Here is a 23,879-nt window from a genome sequence, read left to right on the forward strand (position 1 = left end):
TGCAATTTGAAATCCGACAAAATAAACAAAAGTTCCCGTCACAAGGACGGGAACCCGCTTAAATCTCCAAGGGAAAACGCAAAGAAAATTCAGTTCCTTTTCCCGGTATACTTTCAACAGCTATGCTTCCGCCCATTTTTTCTACAAGTTGATGGACAATGGAAAGACCAAGACCGCTACCTTTCTCAGACCGACCTTTATCGCACTTATAAAGCCGTTCAAAAATGTGTTTCAAATCTTCTTTCTCAATTCCAACTCCATTATCTGCCAGCAGCAACTCCATGCTGTTTTCCTTCTTCGATAGGGAGATTTTAATTTTGTCCGCATGGCTATGAGCGATGACATTTTGAATGAGATTATTGATGATTCTCATATAGCTGTCTATATCCAATCTTACCCGGACAGGCTGTTCGGAAATATCAATGTCATAATCAACCTGTTTATCCTCAAAAATCGGTATCCAGTCAATCAGGATATTCCTTGTAAACTCTGCGGCCTCAATGCTCTGGATTTCCAAAGCAAACTCGTTGGAATTTAACTTGAACCAGTCAAAAAGCACATCAATATATTCTTTCAGATCGTGGGCTTTCCGGCGAGCAGTTTCAATATAATCATCCCGGTCTTTTCCCGTGACAATACCTTTGTGTGCAGCATCAAGATACCCGATCAGAGTGGTAAGAGGCGTCCGAACATCGTGAGAAAGGCTCGTCATAAGCTGGCGGTTGGTTTCTTCCGTCTGTCGCACAGCAGAAAGCCTGCTTTCATAAGCCACAACGATCTCATTGATTTCATAGGCAAGAGGGGCTGTTAGTTCATTTGTTGCAGACAAAATACGCCGATTGCCATTTCCATTTTTCACATCAACCAATGCATCGGTCATTTCTGCTATTTGTTTTTTTATACGCCGAACGAGAACGATGGAAGTCAATACAGCCACAACAGCAATCACAATGGACAAGAATACGATGATTTCCATGCTGACTACACCTCCTTGTTAAAGCGATAACCGATCCCTTTGACAGTTTGGATGTACTTTGGATTGGAGGGGTTGACTTCTAATTTTTTACGAAGCCGACTGATAATCGCCATAATGTTACTGTCATCATAGAAATATTCTTCACCCCATACTTCTTCATAAATCTGCTGCTTTGTTAAAATTCTTCCTTGATTTTTTACACAATAGAGCAGCAAATCAAATTCCTTTGGTGGAAGTTCAAAAGTGCCGTTTCCCGTAGTAACGGAACGATTTTCAAGGTCAATTTGTAATCCATCAAAATTCAGCTTTTGCACCGTTCCGGCTTGCTGATTAAAGCGAGTGTAACGGCGAATGAGGGACACAATACGGGCAATCAGCTCATCCATATCAAACGGCTTTGTCAGATAATCGTCCGCTCCGGCCCGTAACCCCCGCACCTTAGAAATGCTGTCATTTTTGGATGTGAACATTAAAATTGGCAAACTATGCTCTTTGCGGATTTCTTCCAGTGTTTCAAACCCATCCATACCGGGCATCATCACATCCAGTATTACAAGCTGATATTCCTGCTCTTTTAATTTCTGCAAGCCCTCTTTTCCGGTATTACAAAAATCGGCTGCTATATTTTCCGTTTGTACGCTGCGCTTAATTAAGGCACACAGTTCTCTGTCATCATCTATAATCAAAATTCTATTCATGGTACAATTCTCTCCCTTGTTTTGTCCGACCATCCACAGGTTTTTATGCTGATTTTGGTATCAGCCAAACCATTCCCATCTTTACAGGTCCTGGAATACGTCCACCAGAGCAAAAATAATTTATCCAACGAGGTGTTACTCCCCATTTTGCACTAGCTTCTTTTAATATCATATAATCCATATCAATTCCTCCGAATATTATTATAATTCGTTCTTTCGAATAATACAATCATATGCCTTCTACATTGGCACATCCTTCGGGAGTGCATGAAAGGATACTTAGCAAACACTTCCTATGTCATGACACAGACGAAATTTCCCACACTTTCCTAACATCTGTACGATTAAATTTCCATAGGAAAGTCTTCCTGCATTCTTCTGATTTTCTTCAATTTTCCGCTAGAATATCTTGACTTTTCACGCCGTCTGTATCATTAGTTAAATTTTTTCATGTATCTTGTGAATATCTCTTGGGTGTTAAAAAGGAAAAATAAGCAGTGATCTGGAATATTTTCACAGACCACTGCTTAAATTTTTATTAAAGCGATACCCAACTCCCCACACTGTCTGTATGTACATTGGTTTACTTGGATCATCTTCAATCTTTTTTCTAATATTTCTAATGTGGCTCATAACAATATTGTGATCGCCGGAATAAGGCTCTTTCCACACAATGTCATATATCTGTTCCTTACTAAATACTCTGCCCGGATTTCTTGCTAATAAATGCAGAATTTGAAACTCTACACTCGTAACTTTAACTTCTTTTTTTCCTCGATATAGTATTCGTCTTGAAACATCTATTTCCATTCCTTCAAAAACTAATTTTGTGCAAAAATTTTCTTTTATCATCTGCGTTTTATTTTCAAAACCATCTAAAACTGAAATAACTGCATTTAATAGTTCGTCCTCATTTTCCTCAAGAGAAAGTAATAATAACTTAGCTATAATCTGCCCTCCTTCGTCAATTACTTATAATATTCTTCTATGTATATTCCCCCGTCCATCTTTTCGTTTTTTAGTTTGGATTTTATTTTTGGAAATAGGTCAATATACCCATTCCATATAAGAAATTCTATTCCAGCGTTTCTATATATTCTTCCAAACAAATTCCTTGAGAGTATATTGCCGACGCAGCTTCTTTCCCGACGTATCTGTAATGCCAAGGTTCATTTATAACACCTGTTATATCCGTCTTATTTGAAGGATAACGCTTTATAAAACCATATGTATGAGCATTTTCCTCAAGCCAGTTATAAACATCATCTCTTGAACTTTTTGTAGTATCTGCGTTTATATCGACTGCAATACCAAGCTGATGTTCACTTGTTCCAGGAATTGCCACCCATTGCTCTGCAAGTTTTTTCGCTTCGGACTTCGATTTTCCCTCATTTTCATATGCTTCTATTTTTTCGTTCATTAGTTGCTGCTGTTCTTCCTGTGTCCTATATCCCTCTCTAACAAACAAACCATATCCCTGCGTCCTTGCAGCATTAAACATTTCCTGCAACTCCGGGTAAATTCTGGAATCAACCTTTTTTCCATTTGATAATTCTGTAAGCTGTACTTCATAATCAGCAGGAATATAATTCTCACGATTTACAAGAATCAGATTCCAGCCATGATCTTCACTGGCCATATGGTGTGTTATATTTCCAAGAAAAGGCGTTGTTAAAGATGAATGAAGAACCTTTCCTGCCATCACACATAACATTACTGTAAATAACAGGATAAAAAGTTTTTTTACTTTAAATTTTTTTCGTCTTGCATATCGTTTCAATTATTTTATCTCCACCTTTTGGTATACCCTGTACAGTATCGGCTGAAAAATCAAGCATACCACTGCATATACAGGAACAATAACAGTTGCTATTGTGGTTACTTTACTTCCCAATGTTATAAGTCCAGCTTCTTTGATATCCAAATAAATTTCTAATAACTGGTCTGGAAAGAAAGAGCATAATCCAGGCAATGTAATAATTCTGCTTAAAAATGGAAATGCACATAGCACAATGAATGGTACAATAACGGCAGTTGGCGTAGAGTGTGTAAACGCTGATGCCAACATTCCGAGTGTAGCTGCAAATATCGTTCCTATATATCCACCCAGAACAATAAACAGATATGCCTGTAAAAAAGTAATATTATAAACACTTCTCCACAAATCCAACTGGATTGGACAGTTTGCACCGTCTGCACCTAATATAAAAAGTACAATAAACGTATATAGAAATACAAACATCAGATAAAATCCCGTAGCAATACAAAAACCTGCTCCTACCTTTGCGGAAATCCCCTTGCTTCTTCCAAATCGTGCAGAGAAAAAAATGGAATCTGCTTTTGTCTGAAATTCATCTGAAAATATCCCGGATACAAGAAAACCGATCACTAATGCCAGCATCAGAATAAAGGTTGATATATTTTGTAGTAATGCAGCCCAACCGTCCATATATTCATAGTAAAATGGAGTTTTCAGTTCTTTATATTTCTGAATCATAAAATCTTTTTCTGCCTGTGTAAATCTTTCTTCTCCAGATTCAAGCCAATTTTTTAAAGTAGAAATTCTTCTTTCATAGATTGTTCCAACTTCATCATCAGAAATCTGATCCGTTACATAATAATTATAATCTCTGTAATCGCTGAAAGCATAAATAATGACATCCATAATACCTGCTATGCCTTGCTTTTTTGCATATGCCTTATTTTGTTCTGTAATGTCATCCGACAATGCCTCTTTCGAACTGTTAATTGTCCTGTTCTCTTCCAATACCTTGCTTAATGTATCTGCTGTTAAATAACCTGCCCATTGGTTTTTGGCTTCTCTTAAATCTCTTGCAGCCGAAATTCCAACAGAAGAATTTCCATTTTCATCAACATACTCCACTCTGTTAATCGTTAATATACTGGTTATCGCAAGTATTACGAATAACACTATGACAGCAATTCTATTTTTTGATTTAGAAAACACTTTTTTAATTTCATAACGCAGCATTTTCATCACCTGCTTTTTCTCCAAAATAATATAAAAATACATCTTCCAGTGACGCTTCTACACGCATTGCATTCTCAACCGGTTTTTCGTGAGAAATAATTCGCAGCATAACCTGATTTATTTCTGATTTCATATTGGAAATTTTATATTTTTCCATAAAATCAGATACCCTGTTTTTCGGCACAAGACATTCCCATACTGTTTCTGTCATAGAATTTATCAGTTCGTCAATACTTCCTTTATGCAGAATTTCCCCGTCTTTCATCAACCAAATTTCATTCGCAATATACTCGATATCTGAAACGATATGTGTCGATAATAATACCAGTCTGTCTTCTGAAAGTTCGCTAATCAGATTGCGAAATCGGATTCTTTCATTTGGATCAAGTCCTGCTGTTGGTTCATCAAGTATTAAAATCTTAGGATTATTCAACATAGCCTGTGCAATTCCGGCTCTACGCTTCATACCACCAGATAATTTTTTCATTTTTTTATGAGCTACTTTTGAAAGACCAACCTTAGCAATCAACTCTTTCACACGTTTTTTTACGACAACAGGACGGATTCCTTTCAATGCAGCAATATAAAGTAAATAATCCTCTACCGTAAATTCAGGATAAAATCCAAAATCCTGTGGTAAATACCCCAACAGCTTGCGATATTCACTGTCCATGCTGAAAATATCTTTTCCATTACAGCATATCGTTCCGCTTGTTGGCTTTAAAAGGGTACACAACATTCTCATTAGAGTTGTTTTACCTGCTCCATTTACACCTAAAAGACCATATACCCCATTTGTCATAGTAAGATTTATATGATTGACTGCTGTAAAATCTCCAAATTCTTTTGTTAAACCATCAAGCTCTAATTTCATCAAATGACACCTCCAAATATTGATTACAATTCTTTAAAATACGATATATCGCAAAAGCAATAAAAAGTATTGTTACACCCAGCAGTGCTGACCAGATGGGAACAGTAACCATGATATATACATTTTCATTTAAAACAATAAAAAGCCATACTGCACTCCATATCACACACAGAACAATCGCAACTGTTTCACTGAAAGCGTGTTTACTGCATAAAATTCCAAAACAGATACAGGCCGTTACACAAAGCGGAAAAAGAAATTGGACAACTAATTCTGATAATTCATAATGCAAACCTGCTGAAGCGACTCCTAAAAATACAGTTATGAAAAAAATATCTGTAATACCAAATAACAGCATACGTGTAGCATATACCTGTTTTAATGAATAATAGGAAGCAGCTTCTATTTCCATACATTCACATGACCTGTTTTTCCACAGTTCCGGAATAATAAGGATTACAAATAGCGTGGCTACAACACCCATACTTCTTTTTAGATATATTTCATCATGAATAGAACTTAAAGCAATCCATAATGCCACTAAAATCATAAATTGAAGAACCCACCACCTTTTTTGTATCACACGAAGCTGTGTCCACAAAAAGTCATGATAAGAAAGCATTCGTTCTTGCTCTGCCATAAAAAAGGCATTTTTAGATTTACAAATTGTTTCCTGTATTTTTTCTTCGCTAGCTTCCACTTGTATGCTTTCCCTATATTTTTTTATCTTTTCTTTTTGATTCATCGAATTCCTCCTTCCCGAGAAGTTCCCTCAACTGTTTCCTTGCTTTTTGCAAACGATACTTTACCAGTGGAAGTCCAATTTGCAATGTATCAGAAATTTCTGTTAATTTTAGTTCTTGAAAATAATAAAGAGTAAGTACTTCTCTTGATTCATCTGGAAGTTGTTCTAAAACCTGTTCGATCAAAACTCTATTCAAAATTTGTTCTGTTTGGTTTTCTTCCACAAGCTCAATTTCTTCCAGAAGCATTTCCTTTGTTTTCTTCAAATAATCTTTGCATAGGTTACCTGCTATCGTATATAAATAATTCAGTGTTTTCCCTTTATAATGATAGTCGGGTAATTTTGAAAAAAAACGTATAAAGGTTTCCTGCGTGAAATCCTCCGCATATGTTTGATCAAAACAATGATGATAACAGTAGCTTAAAATTTCTTGATAATACTTGTGGACAAACAAATCAAAAGCATTATCATCACCTTGCTTCATTTTTCTAATTAGTAGAAAATCATTATACACAAAATCCTCCTTTCTCATTATTAGAAGTTCAAAATATTTATTCCGTTCTATAAGGCATAACGATTGAGATATGCAAAAAGATAGTCCAAATAAAAATTTTATAAATTATGCACTCAACCTCAAGCATATTTTATTATTATAACTGTCTGAGTCACCAGCCTCAACTATACCACTACTTCTCAATACCTTTTTCCTCTGATTTTCTATGAAGTTAAATTTTTCATGTATCTTGAGAATATCTCCTGCGGAAAAAGCAAAAAATAAACAGTAATCTGGATTATTTTCACAGACCACTGCTTAAATTTTTATTAAAGCGATACCCAACTCCCCACACTGTCTGTATGTACATTGGTTTACTTGGATCATCTTCTATTTTCTCACGTAGGTTACGAATATGGCTCATGACAATGTTATGATTGCCAAAATAAGGTTCTTTCCAAACACTATCATATATTTGTTGTTTGCTGAATACTTTACCAATATTTTGTGCCAATAAAAGTAGTATTTCAAACTCTGTATAGGTCAGTTCAATCTCATTATTTTCACGAACCACAATCCTTTTCTGTTCATCAATATAAAGTCCTTCAAAATAAAGCTGCCCGTTTAGAACATCTCCCTGATGCAAAATCTCTGTTTCTCTATTTATATAGGATAAAATGTGATTAATAATATGTTCCTCATCATCCCTAAATGATAAAATCAGCATCTTCCCAAAAAATCACCTCCCATTATGCTTGGAACTATTGCAAATTACTTTCCATCTATAAGGTTCTTATTTTTTATACAACCCCTCTGTTTTGCATTTTTTCTAATAACCAATTGTCCTATACCGGCTATAATCAGCAATATTGCAATCTTATCAATCAAAGTAAACGATACCCCTTAAAGAATATCTAATCGTTCGTTTTATAGACAAATTAAAATATGTCTGCTGTACGACGGCTTTTTTTCTTTTGCCGTCGCGCGGCAGATAACCAATTCATTCTATTTTGAACTTCTTTTATGCTACCTGATGTCTGCAATAGGAATGAATCGCCAAGAATGTAAACACAAATAATTCAATTCCTGCCGAAAGCAAAATAACATGCGGTGTCCAGAAACTCATTCCACCGATATTCAGATAATTGAAATCTGCAAGCTGATAAAGGAAATTGTTCTGCATACCAATTCCGGCAGATGGAAATATGGTAGAGAGCCATGTTGCTCCCATCGCCACATAAGCAAAAAGCGGCATGAGAAGAACTACAATAGAGATCAGCAAAACTGTCAATGTGTCTTTACATTTTGCAGACAGGAACAACGTACAGCTAACCGTTGCTAATACAGAAAGCAAGCCCGTTGCTGCGAGAATTATCTGCAACTGCCCCAGATTGATGTTTGGCAGGTTAATGATAGAGTATCGCATCTGAAACGATGTTTTTAAGCAATCCGTCCCGAACGCTGCATCTAAAATCAGAATGTGTACCGTGATCCCGACAAGGAAAGTAACAACGAAAAGTGTAAATGCCGCCAGAATTTTGGTAATTGCTAATTGTTTACGCCCGTATTTGGTGGTTCGCAGGATGCTGTCACCGCCCGTTTGATATTCTCCGGCAAAAGTAGGAGCTGCGATTGCCACACACAAAATAGCAAGGAGCAAAATATAAAGCTCAATATAATCAAATGCATCTTTAGAAATTCCAGAATGAAGATAAAATGGCGTATCAAGTTCTGAATATTTTTCAAGAGCTTTCTGTTGTGCGGTTTCGTTTTCTCTTTGTTCATTCCGCATGACATCCTGTAAATGTTCTGCGCACTTTTCATAATATGCTCCGTCAATGTCATTCGGGTCAATATCCATTAAATCAGCACCAATGCCTGTTAATGGATCAGCAAACGCTTCGGACAGACCCATCAGCAAGTGACGGAACGGGACGATTTTTTCAATATATACAGCCAGAGGAAAGCCCTCTTCCTCGACTGGCCCATATTCTCGAACGCAGCTTTGATAAGTTTCCAAAGCCGATTTGATCCTATCCGGGGTCACTTCACCAGCGGATGTTTTATATAAATCTTGTTTGTACTTGATCGCTGCCAAGCCGTTTAATTCTGTAACCGTGCCATCTTTGTTTGGACGGTTAATACCCTCAAATGAAATAGGCAGGTATGCCATGGCTACGGAAAGCAAAAGTGCGATTGCAAGTAAAATCAGGGTGCGCCGTGACTTCAAAATACGTTTTATTTCAAGTCTAAAGAGTCGCATATTATCTGTCCTCCTTTTCCAAGTCTGTCTGCGGAAACAACCACAGATACAGGTCTTCCAATCGTGGTTCCGTTGTAACAGATCCATCAATTTCCGAGTGTTCGGACAGATAACGAATAGAAACCTGATTGTGATCTTCGCCTCGCTGATTGATAATGTGCAGCCGCATTTCACATTCCGGCAGCTTTGAGGCCGGAATTGTGCAATTCCAAACCTTGCCCTCAATCTGCTTGACAAGTTCTGCGGTAGTTCCGACATCAACAATTTCTCCGGCTTTCATAATTGCGTTGCGCGTAGAAATATATTCTATGTCAGATACGATATGGGTGGAAATCAACACGATTCGATCATGCGAAAACTCGGAAATGAAATTCCGCAGACGCACGCGCTCTCCGGGATCGAGTCCTGCTGTCGGTTCGTCCATGACAAGTATCTCCGGGTCGTTCAACATAGCCTGCGCAATACCAACACGACGCTTCATGCCACCTGACAGATTGGAGATTTTTTTCTTTTTCACATCGGAGAGCGAAAGAATGTCCAACAAATGATTGATCTTTTTGGTAGTTGCCCTTGTGGGAATATCTTTCAGCGCAGCTATATACTCCAAATAATCTTTGACCGTAAAATCCCGGTGATACCCAAAATCCTGCGGCAGAAAGCCAAACTTGCTTCGGTAGACTTCACCTAACTCTCGAATGTTTTTTCCGTCATAGTAAACTGCTCCGCTGGTTGGTGTCATAATATCAGCAATCATGCGCATGAGCGTGGTTTTCCCTGCACCATTCGCCCCCAAAAGTCCCCAAACGCCGGGAGTCAATGTCAGATTGACATCATTTACTGCTGTTTTGTCTTTGAACTGCTTGCTTAAATGCTCTATTTTCAGTTCCATGCTTACACTCCTTTCTTTTGCTTCGGCTGAACAATAAAAAGCCTTTGTTCGATAATCATTGTACCGAACAAAGGCTTTTCAATCTCAAAAATCACACGCTTAAATTCCTAAGTAATTCCTAAGATCACAGTCTTATTTTCCTAAGCGGAAAGGGGTAATGTAATCACAAAGTCTATAGTTTCGTTTTGACTGGATGCAGTAATCTTTCCACCATGTAAATGTATAATTTCTTCCGCAATAGAAAGACCAAGTCCCGCACCACCTGTATTAGAAAGCCGGGCATCATCCAAGCGATTGAATTTCTCAAATATACTGTTAAGCTGTTCCTCCGGGATTGTTTCCCCACGATTTTCAAAAGTAATCTGAATATCATGCTCTAACCGTTTGGCGGATATAGTGATTTCTGTCTGCGGGTAACTATATGACGCGGCATTTCGTAAAAGGTTACTGAAAACTCTCGCCAGCTTTTCGGGATCAGCGTTCACAGATAAGTTGTCCTCCGCAGTAAATACCGCCGTGTTGCCATTTGCAGAGAGTGTCGGGTATATTTCATCTATTACCTGCGCAATCAGACAATGCAAATCTACATTTTCTTTTTTGATAATGACCGTATGTGCATTGTACTTGGTAATTTCAAAAAGCTCATTGATAAGTCTTTCAAGGCGCTCTGCTTTGTCTAACGCGATCTTGACATACTTTTCCTTTTGCTGCTCAGGCATATCAGAGGCTTCATGGAGTAGGCTCAAATAACCGATCACTGTTGTTAAAGGTGTGCGTATATCATGTGCCAGATACATGACAATTTCATTTTTCTTTTCTTCAGCCTGCTTTGCAGCCTGCTTGCTTAACAGAACAGACATTTTGATCTGATTGAGCTGTTCCTCCAGTTCTTTCAGAGGATCAGACAACGATACTGTATGACTGTTCTGCTCATAGACCGTTTGGGTTGCGTCAATTACTTCATCCAGATAGTCCCACGGCTTTTTCCAATAGTAATTGAAGATACATACAAAGCCTATCACCAGATACAGAATAAACAGCGGACCAAGCCTCCAGTAGATCCATGCAAAAATATCGTTGTCAAATTTTGAAAAGATGTAGTCCAAGATAAGGGTCAAACCATATCCAACAACGGTATAAACCAGCAATGATAAGTATAAGCGCACTTTAAGGCGCTTTTCTGTTGTCATTTCTTTCTTCGACATGAGAATACACCTCCTACCGATTAGCAAACAGAAGAAGGCCAAGTAGGCCAATCACGACAACACTTACTATGCCTGCCAGAATGGAAAACAGTCTGTTTGCTTTTATTCTATTTCCGATTAACCGGGCTGCCATCGAATATACAGCAAGCCCCAAAAGACCACCTGCCGTATTTGTGAGTACATCAGTAATATCAGAACGTCCGACTGCTAAGATATACTGCATAGTTTCCAATAAAAAACTTGTTCCAGCAATCAGCATGAACTTCACATATAATTTTGTTCTTGGCAGAAGCATTTGAAGATAAATGCCCATAGGAACAAAAATCAAGAAGTTTTCGAGTACCTCTGTTAAGTGAAATGCTGCGCCAACTTCTTTGTCATAGTGAAAAGGAATAAGGTTTATACTTCTTACTTTATCCAGATCACTGATTGAAAACTGTAGTTTGAACAGTATGATCCAAACCAGAAGTGCCAGATAAATTAAGAATAAAATAGTTGCCAAACAATTTGATTTTCTCTTCATAGCGTTCTCCTTTCGATTAAATTTTGTAGCCAACACCCCAAATCGTTTTAATATACTGCGGAGTATCGGAAGTATCGTTCAGTTTCTCGCGCAGGTGCCGGATATGCACAGTAATTGTGCTGCTGTTTTTAGAGTAGTATTCATCTTTCCAAACCGCATGAAACAGTTCCTCAATACTTACAACATTCCCGGCACTTTCCAAAAGGACCTGGAGGATAGAAAATTCTGTCGGTGTCAGAGAAACCGGCTCACCGTCTAACAGACATTCATGGGTCTGCACATTCAGGCACAATTTGTTATAGGAAAGTTCCGATGGAACTTTTTCTGTGATGATACCGGGCGAATATTTCTTGTAACGTCTTAACTGTGCTTTCACTCTGGCAACTACTTCAAGTGGGCGAAAAGGTTTTGTCACATAATCGTCCGCTCCCAATGTCAGCCCCGTTATTTTATCCGTTTCCTCAATTTTAGCCGTTAGCATTATGATTGGATAAGTGTATTTCTTTCGGATAAGCTGGCAAAGTGAAAAACCGTTCATATCCGGGAGCATAATATCCAGAATGGCAAGATCAATGTCGCCGCTTTCAATACACGACATGGCATCCGTTGCGCAGTAAAACTTATACACGATATAGTTTTCGTTTTTTAAGTAGACTTCCAACAAGTCTGCAATATCCTGTTCATCATCTATAATCAGTATCTTTTCAGACATATTTTTAACTCCTTTTTCTCATATCCGATTAAGTATAACAAATATAACCACTATATTCACAATGGATTGCATGAGAAATTATTAAGATTTTCCTTATGTTCTTTTTAGCCGTCCATCAACAGGCTTTTCAGCGTCCTTTGGTATCAACCACATATACCCAAGTTTAGATGCACCCGGTATTCGGTTTTCTTTACAAAGTATCTGTACTCGCCTTTCTGAAATACCCCATTTTTCCGCTGCCTGCGGTGCAGACATATATTCCATAGCTTCATCTATCCCTTCTAAATATGGTTTCAGCATGATTATACTCGGATAACCGAACAATAGCAAGATATGAATTGTGAGTTAGGGCTACTATGTAAATGTATCTCAATTCTATAGTTTTATACATTTTAAACATCCGGCACTCCCGGAGGGTGTGCCAAAAACAACCTTAGCAAGCATTGCCTGTGTCATGACACAGGCGAAATTCCCCACACTCTCTTATCGTCTGTTCGGATCAATTTCCATAGGGAAGTATCCCTAACCCTCTTTTATTTTTTCTTCGATTTTCCCGTGGAATACCTTGACCTTTCCTGCCGCTTTTGCTACAATTTGTTGTGGATAGTTATACCCAAAACTGAATAAAACCTGAAACGAACTGTTGTAAAAATCGAACATTTTACAGCAGTTTTTTTGTACCCTAAATCAGAAAGGAAGTGGCAGAAATGGCAAAGTGAAACCGCACTAATCCAGTGTAATTTTATCTCAGCGATGATGAGCAGTACATCCTCAATACCAAATTCAAAGCATCCGGCATGAAGAGTATGTCTGCGTTCCTGTGCAAGCTGATCTTATATGGATATGTGTATGATGTTGATTACAGTTACCTGCGAAATTATAATACGGAGTTGGGACGTATCAGCTCCAATTTAAACCAGATTGCAAAGAGGGTAAACAGCACCGGAAACATTTATCAAGAGGACATAGATGAAGTAAAGGAGTTGATGAATGAGGTATTTGTCCCATATTACTTCTGGCACTGTCAATCAATTTTTTTGATTTATCAAATAAATTTTGAAATTCGTTACTTTCTATTATTTCTGATTTCTCTCACTAGGGATATCAAAAATCGGTCGCCTTTTTTGTTTAATGTTTAATGTTCTTTCCTAGTTACTATTCTAAATCGGCTATATATTAAGAGGTTTTCTCTTTCAGAGCAAGTTTCGCCTTGGCTGCCAGAAACCCGGTTCCCGGATTTTGTCAACAGGCAACTTGATGGGGATTTTGCTCCCCATACCCTCAACACAATCAAAAATTGTTCTATTGGTTCCCATTCGCATGGTCACAGCGTAATAAGCTTTTATTACTTGGCTTTCACTATGAACTGTGAAATTTATAAGGAATCCAACGATATTAGCGGAAAGGATAAAAATAGATGGCAAGACCCAAAAAAGAAACTGAAAAGTATCGTAATCATCGTATTACTATTCGATTCACAGATCTCGAATATTCAATTATTGAAACTGCAGCCAGACAAGCCAATATGTCTCTGGCCGCTTATGTGAGAACACAAGTTTTAAAAGGACAGGTACACACCAAAATCGAAATTGTTGCTGATGTTCCTGAAATAAAGGAACTGCTTGCAGAATTCGGAAAGATAGGCAGCAACCTCAATCAGATTGCAAACTATTTTAATCAGGGTGGGGTTCTTTCACAGGAAATGCGTGGTGAAATAAATAAACGACTTCGGGATTTATATGAAATGAAATATAAAGTAATGAAAATGGCAGGTGATTTTCGTGGCAATACTGAAACATATCGCAAGTAAAAATTCAGACTATGGAGAAGCTGAACGCTACTTAATTTTTCAACATGATGAATATACGCAGAAACCGGTCCTTGATGAAAATGGTCATATGATCATTCGTGAAGAATACTATCTTGATGGTGTAAACTGCGATCCGTTTACCTTTGCAGCGGAATGTCAGGAAACAAATGCTTATTTCCATAAGAACCAGTCTTTCAATGAAATCAAATCGCATCATTATATCATCAGCTTCGATCCAAAGGACCAGGATGAACATGGATTGACAGGGGAACAGGCACAGAAACTTGGCGTGGAATATGCCAGAGAAAATTTTCCCGGACACCAGGCTCTTGTCTGCACCCACACTGATGGTCATAATGGCAGTGGAAATATTCATGTGCATATTGTAATCAACAGTGTGCGAAAATATGATACAGAGCCACAGCCCTATATGGAATTTGACCGGGATTCAAAAGCCGGCTATAAACATCATCTTTCTGACAGATACAGAATCTACTTAAAGCAAAAAGTTATGGATATGTGCCGTTCCAATGGACTAAGCCAGATAGATCTTCTGACACCCGCAGAAAAGAAAATATCCGAAAAAGAATACTGGACAAAACGCAGAGGTCAAAAAAAGCTCGATGAACACAATGCAGAACTGAAAAAGAAAGGACTTACTCCAAGACAGACAACATTTCAAACGGAGAAGCAGTATCTTCGTGACGCGATTGATACGGTTGCTTCACAGGCGACATCACAGGAAGAATTTTCCAGATTACTGTCTGAAAAATATAATATTACATTTAAAGTCAGTCGTGGCAGATACAGCTATCTGCATCCTAATCGTCAAAAATACATCACCGGAAGAAATCTCGGAACTCTTTATGAAGAAAATCATCTTCTGCTGGTATTCCAGGAGAACTCCAACAGGCAACATGCAGAAAAGTCACATTCTACTGACAGCCCAAGACCAGTTACAGATTTTTCAGAACAATCAAAATCGTCAGCTTCTGTCCAAACTGACGAAACCACACACTCTTTCCTTTTTATAAAATCTGATTTACGACTTGTGACAGATTTGCAGCACTGTATCAAGGCACAGCAAAGTCAGGCATACACGCAAAAAGTAAAGCTGTCTAATCTTAAAATGATGGCTCAAACAGTTGCCTATATACAGGAACATGGTTTCCAGAGAAAGGAAGATTTAGATAGTGCCCTTTCCAATGCCTCGGCTCAAAGCACTGACGCCAGAAATACTCTGAAATCCACAGAAGACACTTTAAAAAGTATAAATAAACAAATTCATTACACTGGACAGTACCTTGCCAATAAATCCATCTATTCCGATTACCGAAAAAGCCGAAATAAAGAAAAATTTTATGACGATCACCGTGCAGAACTCACCCTTTATGAGTCTGCTCTCCGAATACTCAAAGAAAAATCACAGGGAAAAAAGCTACCTACACTAAAAATGTTGCGAGAAAAAAAGAACCATTTAATAGAATTACAGACAGCACAGCGTGATGAGTTTAACGCCCGACGCGAATATGAACGGGAACTTCGTACAGTATGCTCCAATGTAGATATCATTCTTAATCACCCACATATACAGGAATCTCTGCATGAAACATCGCAAGAACATTCTTGTTTCCGTTAAAAATCTCAATGAAAAAATTTCCAAATTATTTTTCACTTTCTCCGTTGACTAAACTCATTTTATCGCATATACTATGAATAGGAAAACAGGCGACATCCTGTTGGTGTGGCTGACACCTAAAATCCGAAACGAAAGCCGAACGTGGATCGGAGAGTTGGCAGGCAACAGAAAAACCTGAAAGCAAAGCCAGACATATGGGCTGGAGAGTTGGCGGACAACAGAAAAATCAGTCTATAAGGGAGATGCACAATGCTACGGCACTGTAATCTCCCTTTAAATATTTTTACAGATTTCAGAGGTCATAACATGGCAAAATATACCAAACAGCAAGCTATTTCCATCATTACAGATTGTGCCATTAAATATAAAGAGAATCTTGACGGATATCAGCTTTTATTTATTTTAAAAGATAAACATAAACATATTTCTTCTCTGGAAGTAAATTTTAATCCATATAATTTTCTCCATCTAACAGGAATAAAATTAGCTGATAAAACTACTGCAACTGATTTCTACAAGCGTTGTTTAAATCATAAATTAAGTCCTGATGATTTTTCCTTTGCCCCTGATGGAACTACGCAATTAAAACTAGAAATTCTGCCACAGCTTATGGTCAAAAATATTTCTGCCAAAATGGTAGGAGATTTCAATGGCTGCAACCCGAAATTATACACTGAAAAATTAACCGGTGGCGTAAAAGCCTGTCTTGGCTTTGTAAAAACTCCTTATTCTGAATATGTACCAAATACAGTGTTAAATATAGATATTCGGACAGCTACCAGACTTCCATTACAGATCATTGCTACATATCGCCGGAAAAGATCTGATTCCGTATATAGCGAATTAGTTTACAAAGCGAAAAAAATAGATTGGGACAGTATTACTTTTCCCCAAGAATATGATTATCTGCCAAAACCAGAGTAAATATTTTCTTTCAAAACACACAGGCATTGTTTCTTGTGTGTTTTTATATTTTACAGATTATAAAAGGCCAGCCACAATTATGTGACCAGCCCCTCTTCTACTTGCCCTATTTTTTTGTACGTTCTGCCTCAGTTCCCATTACCTGCTGCATAGCTTTCTGTCCACTGCGTCTTGCAACTTCTTCCTTTTTCTCGTTCAGTTTCGCAAGGACAGATTCTTTTGGACGGGGCTTTTTATCTTTCGGTGCTGCATTATTTTTAAGTCCGTCAATCATATTGTAATTTGCTTCCTCTGTGATCTCCGCACTTCGCAGGTATTCCCCATTCTCCATATATTTCTGCCAGTTATCCAGTTTCGGTTTACTATTTCCGGACTGCTCCTGTACTGGCGGGTGCAGAGAATCAAGAATCTTCTGTTTTACTACATCATCAAATCCATTGTAGGTACTGTCTACAAGCACATTGCCTTTCTGATCTAATACTACATACGCAACATCTTTTCCATACTGCTCATGTTCCATAAGAAAATAATTTTTTCCTTCTACCAGCAGGTAATCTACTACTTCCCATGTCCCGTCTTTTCCCTCTATTTCATATCCAACTGTATCTTTTGTAAGTCCACCGTTTTCTGAAGATGTAACTTTCATAAAATCTGGAATTTCTATAAAAGTATCTTTATTTACATAATAAGTGGTCGTGACACCATTATCATTAAGGATCAGCACATCACTGGTACTGACTGCATGACCTTTATAATTATGTGGCTGTTTCTTCTCCAGCTCCTTTTTTATCTGTTCTGGTGTTTCTCCCGATTTCATTGTTCCAAGATACACCTGTTCATAATTTGCCACCTGCACAGGGATCTGCTCCTGTGCAAGTTCTTCATACATCCGGAAAAGAAGATTTCTCAATTCCGGCTTTCTTTTTAACTGGTAAACTGCAAACTGACTTGTACTCATTCTCCATCCACCTCCAGATCTGCTTTATAAATTTCTACCATTTTCTGCAATTCTTCATATCCCTCATCGCTAAGATAATAGAGTTTCTGAATCGTCGTGAAAATCAGCAGCTTCATATCTTCGTCCAGATATGAAAAAATCTCATCCATTGCTTCCATTGTCTGTACCCGGTTTCCTGCATCAAAAATTGCCACTGCTATATATTCATCTTCCTCAAACCTTACCATCATAATGTTACATCTCCCTTCTTATGTGCCTTGAATTTTTCTTTCGACATATTCTGCTCCTGCTCTTTTATTTTCGCCTGACGCTCTCTGAGTGCCTGAAGAACAGATTCTTTTCTGCTCTTTGGCTGCGGAAGATTTTCTTTTGGTACAGACTTATCTTCAACTGCTTTTTCCTCTATTTTCGTAATCTCCTGCTTTGAGTCAAAATATTTTTCTACATCATCCATTGCTTTCTGCACTAATGGACTTTCCTTATAATGCTGAATCATCTCCACACCTTCCCGGTCAACTTTTCCCAGTCGCATAAGATCATACGGTCCGTCATAATCGCTTCCATCATGCAGTTCAAATCCAACACCTTTTATTCCATTCATGCGTTCTGCAGGAATTGATTCATAAATGCGTAAGGCTTCTTCCAGGGTAAGGTTCTCATGATACTCACCCATAACAGGAAATTCCATACACTCCGCAACATAAAAAGTGATCGTGGCTTCTGACTGTTCCTGCTCTGGCTGCCTGGTAAAAACAGAGAGTGTTTCCGCATTTTCCAGACGTGAAAGTAATGATCGAGCAGTGACTACATCACTGTCTATATCCGATTCTTCCGACACCTCAATCAGCCAGTTTTTTAAACCTGCTGTATCCTTGTTCAAAATATCCTCTGTGATTTTCTCGACCTGTTCTTCCCTATTTTCAACGGTATCCTTATATTCATAAGTATCATACTCATAACTAAAATTATCCAAGTCCACTGCGAGTTTCTTGATTTCCTGCTGATCAAGATAGGCTTCCGATTCCTTTATATACTCTGCCAGAGTAATTCTTTCTTCTGAGATTGGGTTAATGTCTACTTTTATACCTGCTATTGCCATACCATAGGAATTCAATTCGTTAAAAAAACTATCCTCCCGAATATTTCCCCGATAAGAAAGCACTACATCAAGATCAGAATCTGCACGATACAGGTCATCTCTGCTTCTGGAACCATGTACTCTCGCCCCAATCAATGTAACTTCATTTTCCAGTCCCATTTCTTCCAGAACAGCTCTTGCATGAAATAAAACTTCATATTCAATTTCTGCCCTGCCCATTCCATTCAATGCTGTTTCACATCTGCCAAGTTCCGAAGTGAATCGAACATCTCCACTAGCCAGCACTTCTTTAGAATGGCTGATTACCTTATCCCGAAACTCCCTGTCATCAGCTTTTACACATTCAACATCTTCCAATCCTTCATTTTTCAGGCTGGCATACATTGCTTTCTGAATAGAATCTTCTGGATTTCCACAAGCATCTCCTGAAATTTCATGAAGTTCCTGATCATAAACCAGGTATTTATAGCCATCCTCCGTCGGTTGCACTGTTAAATACATACCAGATTTTTTAAATTGTACGGTTATTCCCTCATAATTTTTTAATGCCGCTTCCCTGTCATAACCATCAAAAAAAGCCTTTGGACAATTACGTTCAAACTGTATCTTCTCCATTCTCTCTTCTTCTGCATATTCAATTTCGGCATACAGTTCTTCATAATCCATCACATTTGCATCTTCTAGGGGCAATCCTTCTTCCTCTAAAATGTTCTCCATTACTTCTGAAATAGAAATATCCGGATTATCGTAGACACCGCCATCCAGTTCCAGATAATCCTTATCATAGAATGTATAATCATAACCATCTTCTACTGTCTGGATTGTAAAATACTGCTCTCCTATCTGGTATGCTATCTCTGTATCATGTCCTGCCAGACTGTTTCCTATATCTTTAAAAGTATTGTATATCTGCGGATTCAGCCATCCTTCCACTTCCTGGCAATCATAGATCAGCGTATCTATTCCATTCTTGCACTGAATAAAATCAAGACTGCCTCGCAGCGGTGCTGTATTCTCAATTCCAAGAGCTTTCATTTTATGATTAGGAAGAGAGTAATATGCTCCAAGGGCAGCTCCCAGATCCTTATATCGCTCAATCTTCATCCCTCCTTTTGCTGCCAGATCTTCAATCACATAATATTGATCAATATAATGATTTTCTGGCATTTTCAGGTCAATGCCATTATTTTCTCTGACTTTATGTATCTCGAAAAAACTGAATTTCTGTTCTTCCCCCTGCTGATTCTGTCCGGTCAATGTCGGCTCCCATGTATCCGTACTGATTGACTGCTGTTCCATGATTTTCATAACTGTTCCGTCTGCTAAGATGACTGTTGCTTGGTCTGGAATATTCATTAGGTCATATACCGTTGCACCATTTTCTTCCAGATATTCTGAAATAGCTTCCCTGGCTCCTTCATCAAATCCATGCCAGATGTCCTCTGCCACCAGTGTCCCATTTTCCGATACAATAATATCTGCCACGTCCTGACCGTATTCCTCGCTCCGCATCTGGAAGAATCGCTCCCCATGATACGTTTTCATACCCATCGCATACCAGGTGCCTGTATGTCCGTCTGCTTCATACCCTCTTGTAGTTTCAGTGATATGCTGATTTTTCACACCAAGCACCTCTTCCAGTTTCCGGGTACGGATTTCTTTTCTTGCCATATCAATAAATCCATTCAGGACTGCAGGATGGCTGCCCACAATATAGTCCCTGTTCAGATCTATTCCTCTGCTGATATTTTCCGGAATATCAATGCCATCTGCCCACCGTTTATTACCATCAGAAAATCTTCCATCATAAGAAAGTTGCTTTAATGTGTTTGCCAGAACAAAGGCAACACGTTCTTCTCCATATTTTCCGATCACATCTATCGCAGTATCCGGGTTCAGACTCATGCCATCAAAGTTTTCTGTGATTGCCTGTTCGATTGCATTTTTACAGTCAATATTCAGTTTTCTGGAATCCAGGTAAGCATCTACATTTCTCTCCTGCATAGCCTTTTCCAAAGTTCCCATATAAACTTCCGGATATGCTTTTACTGGATTGGCATTTAACATCTCGACTCTCTGTGCCACAAAGTCCGGCAGTTCTGTAAAACCAAAGGAATCCACATAGTATGCGGTTAATCTGCCGCCCCGGTTCATAATGATCACATCACTGACTGACATGGAATGCCCGGTAAAATCGTGTGGTCGTTCTATATTAAAACGCTCAAAGAGGTTATCCAGTGTCGTAGCATCTCTCAGTCTTTCACTGTAAACCATCTGATAGTCTTTGCCATCTACGTTAAATCCCATTTCTTTTACCGCTTCCAGACTTAAAAACTGATACCCTCTTTCTTCCTGCCCGCTGTTGATCTGATAAATACCATAACGATTTCCATCACTTTCCAGAAGAAGCGTTTCTTTGATCTTTTCCTTTTCTTCCGGTGTCATAACTGTTTCCAGGCTTCTTCGGTAATTTTCCCATTCAAATTTCGTCACTCCGAATAACCCGTCATGCTGTAAAATATCCCGTTCCAGATTCATAACCCTCTGTGACTGCTCCTGACCACTCATTGCTCCGGTCAGTCCGTAAACCGTTACTCCCTCATGGTGCAGTTCCACTGCCCGTTCCCTGGTAAGCGGAAGCATACTTTCTGAATAAAATCCGGCTTCATGCAATTCTAATAAACCAATCATCGAATCCGGCAGACTGTCAATCTGTTCCTCAGCTTCTTCAATCAGTTTTAGTACCGCTTCCCTGTTTCCATCCAGAATAGATTCTGCAAGATTCTCTGCCAGTTTTTCCGTTGCTTCCCTGTCATCCAGTTTATAAGCAAAATTTACGATAAGATTTCTCTGGTCATTACTGAAAATCGTCCGTTCCTGCTCCAGACGGTTGATGGTCTGCTCCGCATACTGCATGGCACTCTGTTCTTCTGTCTGCTCCACAGCAGTTACTTCCTGCTCTGGTCTTTCGATCTGAAGTTCCTTGAGTTTTTCCTCAATCTGTCCGATCATATCAGCAGAAGTCTTACGGATGGTGTCCATAGAAGCACGAAGCTCTTTCATATTTTTACCGGAAGACCAGCTTGCAATATAGGAAAAGGAATACTCTGATGTATCTAGTCCAAAATGGTTGCATACCACATAAGCAACACTTTCAGCTTCCACTTCCCTTGTAAGCTGGTCTTTTACGATGCCCTCCGCTTCCATCTGGTCACGATCATGCAATACTGCATGTGCCGTTTCATGCACCGCTGTTTTCATGGTCTGTGCCTCACTCATGCCAGGCTGGACAGCGATATATTTATCGACAATCTGATAAAAGCCTTTTGCTTCCCCGTCAATCTCAAGAAAGCGGATAGGAACCGAGGCAACCATTTTTAATGCTTCCATAAAATCATGGTAGATCAGAACATCGCCATCCAGTTCTGATACCTCAAACTCTGGAATCGGTTCTCCTGTGGTCTGGCTGACATCAAATACTGTCGTAACCCGAAATCTTGTAATGACACGCTCTACAACTTCTGTTTCCGGCTGTCCATCTTCCCCGATCACAATCTCGCCTGTGTCTGGATCAGTCTTTTCAATCTCCTGTTTCTCTTTATACGGAGCCGGGGCAATAATCTGAATACCTTTTTCCCCTCTTTTTACCTGCCGGTTAAATTTCTTCTGCCATGCCTGATACCCGGCTACCAGTGTCGCTTCCGGTTTCTGCATGGTGATCAACAGGGTATTATTGAAACTGTAATTATGGAACTTTGCCATTGTGTTTAGATATTCCGTATATTTTTCTGATGTGAATATTTCTGCAACACCCTGTTCCAACTGCTCTGTAATCTGCTTTAACTGTTCTTCTCTGTTTGCCATAATCAAATCCTCCATAGAAAAATCCCGCCAAAGCTCTGGTCACTCTGACGGGATACCTTTATAACTCCTGTTCGTGTTTCTTTTTTGGTTTCTGCTGTGTTTCGCCTGTCTGCTCCTGCTGTTTCTGTTCTTTCAGTCTTTCCAGAACAGACGTTTTATGAACACTGTCTGCGATTCTGTCCTGACGTTCCTCTGGCACGTTTACTTCCGGGTTTTCCCCGATGCCCTCATCTGCCAGAAGATTTTCTCCCCCTTTCTCATCCATGTTGAGCATGACATTTAATTCCGCCAGACGTTCCATTTTTTCACTCAGTTCCGCTTCTTTCGGGAATGGCTTCTGCGCCTCTTCCTGTGCGGTTTTTAACTGCTGTTGTACCGTTTCCAGATTCTGCTCGGTATCTGCCAGCTTTTTCCCGATTGCAGAAAGTGCATTATGAATCCTCTGAATATTGCCCAGAGTATCCTTTCCGAACTCAATCTTATAAGAACATTTTCCCTTGATCGTCATGGTATAGGTATTTGACAGGAAATTGTATTCTGAAGAAAGTGCAAAACCATGATATTCCCCGATCTGCCCGGCTGACTTTACGGACTTCAAACCGGATGCTGCTGAAATGAGTGCAACTCCCGCTTCTTTTTTATCTGTATACAGCTTTCCACCAACTGTCATTGCAAAGTGGTCATTATCCTGTAAATCTATTCCTTTTACTACATCTGCATCCACACGCATACCGGCAATTTTCTCCTTCAATGCTGCAATCTGTACCGGATACCGCTTTGCAATATCCGATTCCAGGCGATAGATCTGACTGGTGTGGTTTGCTTTCAGAAGTTTCAATTTACTTACCTGCACATCCAGATCCATTTTTTCCTTGATGTATTCATTTCCTGTTGCCAGTGCCTTAATCTCTGCATAGGACAGGGCTGTATCATCTACATCCTCACAGGCACGAACCGGGGATTTACTGGTCATGATCTGCGAAATAAACTTCTGCTTGTTTTCCAGAATCTGCCACATATACGAATCGAATGTATTTTCCGTTACATACCGGAAGATTTTTACCTTATCATTCTGGTTTCCCTGTCTGAGAATACGTCCCTCCTGCTGTAGGCTAAGTACCCAGCGCCTTGCCATATTGCTATGGTAGGTTTCCAAATACTCGCCCCCGAACCGTACTTACAACTCTCGCTGTATACGGCTCTCCGTTTATAAAC

Annotated in this window: 23 protein-coding genes and 1 pseudogene; 4 read left to right on the plus strand and 20 right to left on the minus strand. The window is 39.0% G+C overall.

Annotation, left to right across the window (positions count from 1 at the left end; translation table 11 throughout):
• Positions 1 to 58: 58 nt before the first annotated feature.
• The 16 genes from LKD48_RS06440 to LKD48_RS06515 all read right to left on the minus strand — a co-directional run bounded on the left by LKD48_RS06440 (position 59) and on the right by LKD48_RS06515 (position 12,634).
• Positions 59 to 976, minus strand: a complete 918-nt coding sequence (locus tag LKD48_RS06440) for a sensor histidine kinase (protein WP_002594770.1) — start codon at positions 974 to 976, stop codon at positions 59 to 61.
• 5 nt (positions 977 to 981) lie between these two features.
• A complete protein-coding gene (locus LKD48_RS06445; RefSeq protein ID WP_002594771.1) occupies positions 982 to 1,674 on the minus strand; it encodes a response regulator transcription factor in 693 nt (230 codons plus the stop codon).
• Between the two features lie 43 nt (positions 1,675 to 1,717).
• Complete coding sequence (locus LKD48_RS06450) at positions 1,718 to 1,855, minus strand: helix-turn-helix domain-containing protein (protein WP_080633534.1); 138 nt, start codon at positions 1,853 to 1,855, stop codon at positions 1,718 to 1,720.
• 332 nt (positions 1,856 to 2,187) lie between these two features.
• Positions 2,188 to 2,526 carry a winged helix-turn-helix domain-containing protein gene (locus tag LKD48_RS06455; protein WP_308731537.1) on the minus strand — a complete coding sequence of 113 codons (339 nt, stop codon included), beginning with the start codon at positions 2,524 to 2,526 and terminating at the stop codon, positions 2,188 to 2,190.
• A gap of 223 nt (positions 2,527 to 2,749) precedes the next feature.
• Entirely contained in the window at positions 2,750 to 3,454 is a 705-nt protein-coding gene (locus tag LKD48_RS06460) for a M15 family metallopeptidase (RefSeq protein ID WP_308731538.1), read from the minus strand.
• Positions 3,455 to 4,666: an ABC transporter permease gene (locus LKD48_RS06465; RefSeq protein ID WP_002594773.1), complete on the minus strand. Its 1,212-nt coding sequence runs from the start codon at positions 4,664 to 4,666 to the stop codon at positions 3,455 to 3,457.
• Positions 4,653 to 5,540, minus strand: coding sequence for an ABC transporter ATP-binding protein (locus LKD48_RS06470; protein WP_002594774.1), 888 nt, complete (start codon positions 5,538 to 5,540; stop codon positions 4,653 to 4,655). The genes LKD48_RS06465 and LKD48_RS06470 overlap by 14 nt, the downstream gene beginning before the upstream one ends.
• Positions 5,524 to 6,285 (minus strand): hypothetical protein, encoded by a 762-nt coding sequence (locus tag LKD48_RS06475; protein ID WP_002594775.1) that lies wholly within the window; start codon positions 6,283 to 6,285, stop codon positions 5,524 to 5,526. Before LKD48_RS06475 ends, LKD48_RS06470 begins: the two co-directional genes overlap by 17 nt.
• On the minus strand, positions 6,254 to 6,799 hold the full coding sequence (locus LKD48_RS06480) for an RNA polymerase sigma factor (protein WP_002594776.1): 546 nt from the start codon (positions 6,797 to 6,799) through the stop codon (positions 6,254 to 6,256). The genes LKD48_RS06475 and LKD48_RS06480 overlap by 32 nt, the downstream gene beginning before the upstream one ends.
• A 283-nt stretch (positions 6,800 to 7,082) precedes the next feature.
• On the minus strand, positions 7,083 to 7,505 hold the full coding sequence (locus LKD48_RS06485) for a winged helix-turn-helix domain-containing protein (RefSeq protein ID WP_002594777.1): 423 nt from the start codon (positions 7,503 to 7,505) through the stop codon (positions 7,083 to 7,085).
• Positions 7,506 to 7,799: 294 nt separating this feature from the next.
• Complete coding sequence (locus LKD48_RS06490; protein WP_002594778.1) at positions 7,800 to 9,041, minus strand: ABC transporter permease; 1,242 nt, start codon at positions 9,039 to 9,041, stop codon at positions 7,800 to 7,802.
• Between the two features lies 1 nt (position 9,042).
• A complete protein-coding gene (locus tag LKD48_RS06495) occupies positions 9,043 to 9,930 on the minus strand; it encodes an ABC transporter ATP-binding protein (RefSeq protein WP_308731539.1) in 888 nt (295 codons plus the stop codon).
• Between the two features lie 140 nt (positions 9,931 to 10,070).
• Complete coding sequence (locus LKD48_RS06500) at positions 10,071 to 11,135, minus strand: sensor histidine kinase (RefSeq protein WP_308731540.1); 1,065 nt, start codon at positions 11,133 to 11,135, stop codon at positions 10,071 to 10,073.
• A 13-nt stretch (positions 11,136 to 11,148) separates the two neighbouring features.
• Entirely contained in the window at positions 11,149 to 11,658 is a 510-nt protein-coding gene (locus LKD48_RS06505; RefSeq protein WP_002594781.1) for a VanZ family protein, read from the minus strand.
• 16 nt (positions 11,659 to 11,674) lie between these two features.
• Positions 11,675 to 12,370, minus strand: coding sequence for a VanR-ABDEGLN family response regulator transcription factor (gene vanR / locus LKD48_RS06510; protein WP_002594782.1), 696 nt, complete (start codon positions 12,368 to 12,370; stop codon positions 11,675 to 11,677).
• A 93-nt stretch (positions 12,371 to 12,463) separates the two neighbouring features.
• On the minus strand, positions 12,464 to 12,634 hold the full coding sequence (locus LKD48_RS06515) for a helix-turn-helix domain-containing protein (protein ID WP_080633536.1): 171 nt from the start codon (positions 12,632 to 12,634) through the stop codon (positions 12,464 to 12,466).
• 476 nt (positions 12,635 to 13,110) lie between these two features.
• Here LKD48_RS06515 and LKD48_RS16505 point away from each other — a divergent pair.
• From LKD48_RS16505 to LKD48_RS06535, 4 genes and pseudogenes are all read left to right on the plus strand, one after another.
• Positions 13,111 to 13,371: pseudogene (locus LKD48_RS16505) on the plus strand (MobC family plasmid mobilization relaxosome protein); the annotation flags it as partial.
• A 416-nt stretch (positions 13,372 to 13,787) separates the two neighbouring features.
• Entirely contained in the window at positions 13,788 to 14,180 is a 393-nt protein-coding gene (locus tag LKD48_RS06525) for a plasmid mobilization protein (RefSeq protein ID WP_308731541.1), read from the plus strand.
• Positions 14,152 to 15,819: a relaxase/mobilization nuclease domain-containing protein gene (locus tag LKD48_RS06530; RefSeq protein WP_002594786.1), complete on the plus strand. Its 1,668-nt coding sequence runs from the start codon at positions 14,152 to 14,154 to the stop codon at positions 15,817 to 15,819. Before LKD48_RS06525 ends, LKD48_RS06530 begins: the two co-directional genes overlap by 29 nt.
• 306 nt (positions 15,820 to 16,125) lie before the next feature.
• Complete coding sequence (locus tag LKD48_RS06535) at positions 16,126 to 16,743, plus strand: PBECR4 domain-containing protein (RefSeq protein WP_038292703.1); 618 nt, start codon at positions 16,126 to 16,128, stop codon at positions 16,741 to 16,743.
• A gap of 106 nt (positions 16,744 to 16,849) precedes the next feature.
• On the opposite strand, the gene LKD48_RS06540 is transcribed toward LKD48_RS06535, so the two are convergent.
• The 4 genes from LKD48_RS06540 to LKD48_RS06555 are packed head-to-tail and all read right to left on the minus strand — an operon-like array spanning position 16,850 to position 23,820.
• Positions 16,850 to 17,701 (minus strand): YodL domain-containing protein, encoded by an 852-nt coding sequence (locus LKD48_RS06540; protein ID WP_002594788.1) that lies wholly within the window; start codon positions 17,699 to 17,701, stop codon positions 16,850 to 16,852.
• On the minus strand, positions 17,698 to 17,931 hold the full coding sequence (locus LKD48_RS06545; protein WP_002594789.1) for a transposon-transfer assisting family protein: 234 nt from the start codon (positions 17,929 to 17,931) through the stop codon (positions 17,698 to 17,700). Before LKD48_RS06545 ends, LKD48_RS06540 begins: the two co-directional genes overlap by 4 nt.
• Complete coding sequence (locus LKD48_RS06550) at positions 17,928 to 22,664, minus strand: LPD16 domain-containing protein (RefSeq protein ID WP_308731542.1); 4,737 nt, start codon at positions 22,662 to 22,664, stop codon at positions 17,928 to 17,930. The genes LKD48_RS06545 and LKD48_RS06550 overlap by 4 nt, the downstream gene beginning before the upstream one ends.
• Before the next feature lie 58 nt (positions 22,665 to 22,722).
• A complete protein-coding gene (locus LKD48_RS06555; RefSeq protein WP_331466809.1) occupies positions 22,723 to 23,820 on the minus strand; it encodes a hypothetical protein in 1,098 nt (365 codons plus the stop codon).
• Between the last annotated feature and the right edge of the window lie 59 nt (positions 23,821 to 23,879).

The organism is Anthropogastromicrobium aceti, from assembly GCF_020687335.1.
GTDB lineage: Bacteria > Bacillota > Clostridia > Lachnospirales > Lachnospiraceae > Anthropogastromicrobium > Anthropogastromicrobium aceti.